Here is a 3,318-nt window from a genome sequence, read left to right as displayed (position 1 = left end):
CCGCGTATGAGCTGGTTGCCGCGCCCCATGTCGGGCCGCGTCTCCAGGCTGTCGAGGTCAATCGCCCAGGCCTGCTGGGCCGACAGCTGCGTACCGGCGCTGCCCGAGATGTTGCTGTAGTTGTAGGGATTGACGGGCCGCGCGTTCACCGCTGCCGTGCCCGTCCAGTGCCAGCCGCGCGGTGCGCTCGGGAACAGCTCGGGCGACAGGCCTTGCGGCCGGATGTCGCGTGAGATCAGCCGGCGCATCTCGTTGACGCGCGGCAGGCGCCAGCGCACGCCGTCCTGCTTGGCCCGCTCGGCGGCCAGGGCCTGCGCCTGCTTGTGCGTGAACAGCTCCGGCAGGCCCGTGCAGGTCTTGCCATTCCAGTGCATGCCTTCCACGCAGCGCGGCCACAGCAGGCGGGCGCGGCGGTCGATCACGTCGCGGCCGTCTTCGGACACTTCCAGCATGGCAGTGGCGCCGGTCTTGGCGTCACCGCGGGCCTGCGGCGGCGCCGCATGGGCCGGGTCCTGCATGCACGTGCCCAGCAGCAGGGCGGCGAGCAGGGGCCTTGGCAATGCGTTGAGGGTCGGCAGGAAGAGGGGCGTGGATGAGTGCATGGGGTGTCTATGCTGCTGTGGTGGCAATCTCGTATCCGAGCGTAACAGGGTTGCAGCCCCGCAAACTTGTGCCACGGCAAGCCGCCAGCGCCGCACGCGCCGGCCTGCCTGCCCAGGAAATGTGAGCACCGCCCTGCAGCCCGCAGCGCTTGCCGCCACAATGGCGCGTCTATGTCTGCGTCTATGCCTTCTCCCTCTTCTTCTCCCGCTTCCCCTGATTCCCACACGCTGCGCCTGGTGCTGATCCTGGGCCTGCTCTCGGCCATCGGCCCGTTTGCCATCGACATGTACCTGCCCGCGCTGCCCCAGATCGGCAGCAGCCTGGGCGCCCAGGTGGGCGCGGTGCAGGCCAGCCTGACGGCCTTCTTCCTCTCGCTGGGCGTGGGCCAGCTGCTGTACGGGCCGGTCTCGGACATGGTGGGGCGCAAGCCGCCGCTGTACTTCGGCCTGGCCGTGTTCGCGCTGGCCAGCGTGGGCTGCGCCATGGCCACCAGCATCGAGACGCTGGTGGTGCTGCGCTTCATCCAGGGCCTGGGCGCGGCGGCCGGCATGGCCGTGCCGCGCGCCGTGGTGCGCGACCTGCACACCGGCCATGCGGCGGCCCGCATGATGTCGCTGCTGATGCTGGTGTTCAGCGTCTCTCCCATCCTGGCGCCGCTGGCCGGCAGCGGCGTGATCGCCGTCAGCAGCTGGCGCGGCGTGTTCTGGGCCGTGGCCGTGGCGGCCGTGATCGGCCTGGCGGCCGTGTTCATGGGCCTGAAGGAAACGCGCGGGGCCGCCGCGCGTCTGGACAGCAGCGTGGCCGGCGCACTGCGCGCCTACGGCGTGCTGCTGCGCGACTGGCATTACCTGGGCCTGGTCTTCATCGGCGGCTGCGCCATGGCGGGCTTTTTCGTCTACCTGGCTGGCTCTCCCTTTGTGCTGATCAACTACTACGGGCTCAGCTCCACCCAGTACAGCTTGGCCTTCGGGCTCAACGCCATCGCCTTCATCGGCGCGGCGCAGTTCACGGGCTGGCTGGGCCAGCGTTTCGGCCTGGTGCGCGTGGTCAAGGTGGCGGCCACCGGCTCGGGCCTGGTGATGCTGTCGCTGCTGTCGTACTACCTGCTGGGCGGTGAGCGGCTGGCCGTGCTGATCGGCCTGTACTTCGTGGCCAGCGCGCTGATGGGGCTGGTGATTCCGACGACCTCGGTGCTGGCGCTGGAGGAGCACGGCGCCATTGCCGGCACGGCCTCGGCGCTGCTGGGCACTCTGCAGATGCTGTCGGGCGCTGCGGCCATGCAGATCGTGGGCCTGTTCTCCACGGGCAAGCCCCTGCCCATGGTGGTGGGCATGGCCACGGGCGCGCTGATCGGCGTGGCCCTGGCCTGGATCACGCTGGGCGGTGCGCGTGCCCATCGCGTGGGCACAAAGGGCCATTCATGAACCTGGCATCCGCGGCAGAGGCTGCGCCTGTCCACGATGGCCTTCCGTCAGGCCCTCGCGGCCAGGCGATGCTGGTCATCATCCTGGGGCTGACGCTGTCGGTGCTGGACAGCACCCTGGTCAATCTGGCACTGCCGGCCATGGCGCGCGAGCTGCAGGCCAGCTCTGCCCATACGCTGTGGGTGGTCAATTCCTACCAGCTTGCCAGCCTGGTGCTGCTGCTGCCGCTGGCGGCCCTGGGCGAACGCCTGGGCTACCGACGTGTGTACCTGGTGGGCATGCTGGTGTTTTCCGTGGCCTCGCTGGCGGCCATGCTGGCCACGTCGCTGCCCACGCTGGTGGCAGCGCGTGCGCTGCAGGGCCTGGGCGCTGCGGGCGTGATGAGCGTCAACGCCGCCCTGGTGCGGCTGATCTATCCGCGTGCCTTGCTGGGCCGGGGCATGGCCGTCAATTCGCTGGTGGTGGCCACGGCATCCATGGCCGGGCCTTCGGTGGCGGCGGCCATTTTGTCGGTGGCCAGCTGGCCCTGGCTGTTTGCGGCCAACCTGCCGCTGGGCTTGTTCACGCTGTGGCTGGGACGCCGGGCGCTGCCGGCCAATGCGGTGCCGGCACACGCGGGCGCGCGGCTGTCGCCGCTGGATGTGCTGCTCAACATCCTCATGTTCAGCCTGATCTTCCTGGGCGGCGAGCAGCTGGGCATGCGCGCCGGCGGTGCCCAGTCGTCCCTGCCTTCGGGCTGGTGGCTGCTGGGCGCGGGCCTGCTGGTGGGGCTGTGGTATGTGCGCCGCCAGTGGCGCCTGCCTGCGCCGCTGCTGCCGGTGGACCTGCTGCGCATTCCGGTGTTCGCGCTGTCCATGTGCGGATCGGTGAGCGCCTTTTGCGCGCAGATGCTGGCCTACCTGGCCCTGCCTTTCCTGCTGCTGGAGTCGCACGGCATGTCGCCCATCGAGGCCGGGCTGCTGATCACGGCCTGGCCGCTGGCCACGGTGATGACGGCGCCCATTGCGGGCCGGCTCATCGGCCGCTATGCGGACGGGCTGCTGGGCGGCATCGGCATGGCCATGTTCGCCTGCGGCCTGTGGGCGCTGGCGGCCATGCCCGATGCGCCCTCGACCCTGGACATGGTCTGGCGCATGCTGCTGGCGGGCAGCGGCTTTGCGCTGTACCAGTCGCCCAACAACCACACCATCGTGACCTCGGCGCCGCTGGCACGCAGCGGCGCGGCCGGCGGCATGCTGAGCTCGGCGCGGCTCACGGGGCAGACGCTGGGGGCCGTGGTGCTGGCACGCGG

3 protein-coding genes are annotated in these 3,318 nt (G+C 70.4%); 2 read left to right on the top strand and 1 reads right to left on the bottom strand.

The window, feature by feature from the left end; all coding sequences use genetic code 11:
- On the bottom strand, window positions 1–602 hold a 602-nt coding region (locus L995_RS30135), incomplete at its 3' end, for an Lcl C-terminal domain-containing protein (protein ID WP_047475130.1).
- Between the two features lie 183 nt (window positions 603–785).
- Here L995_RS30135 and L995_RS30130 point away from each other — a divergent pair.
- Window positions 786–2,027 carry a multidrug effflux MFS transporter gene (locus L995_RS30130; RefSeq protein WP_047475129.1) on the top strand — a complete coding sequence of 414 codons (1,242 nt, stop codon included), beginning with the start codon at window positions 786–788 and terminating at the stop codon, window positions 2,025–2,027.
- Window positions 2,024–3,318 (top strand): MFS transporter (locus L995_RS30125; protein WP_047475131.1); only part of this gene is annotated, 1,295 nt, incomplete at its 3' end. The genes L995_RS30130 and L995_RS30125, both read left to right, overlap by 4 nt.

Source organism: Delftia sp. ZNC0008 (assembly GCF_000799035.1).
Classification (GTDB): domain Bacteria; phylum Pseudomonadota; class Gammaproteobacteria; order Burkholderiales; family Burkholderiaceae_C; genus Comamonas; species Comamonas tsuruhatensis.
The sequence above is the reverse complement of the archived record's forward strand: the minus strand, read 5'-3'. Positions and strand labels throughout refer to the sequence as shown.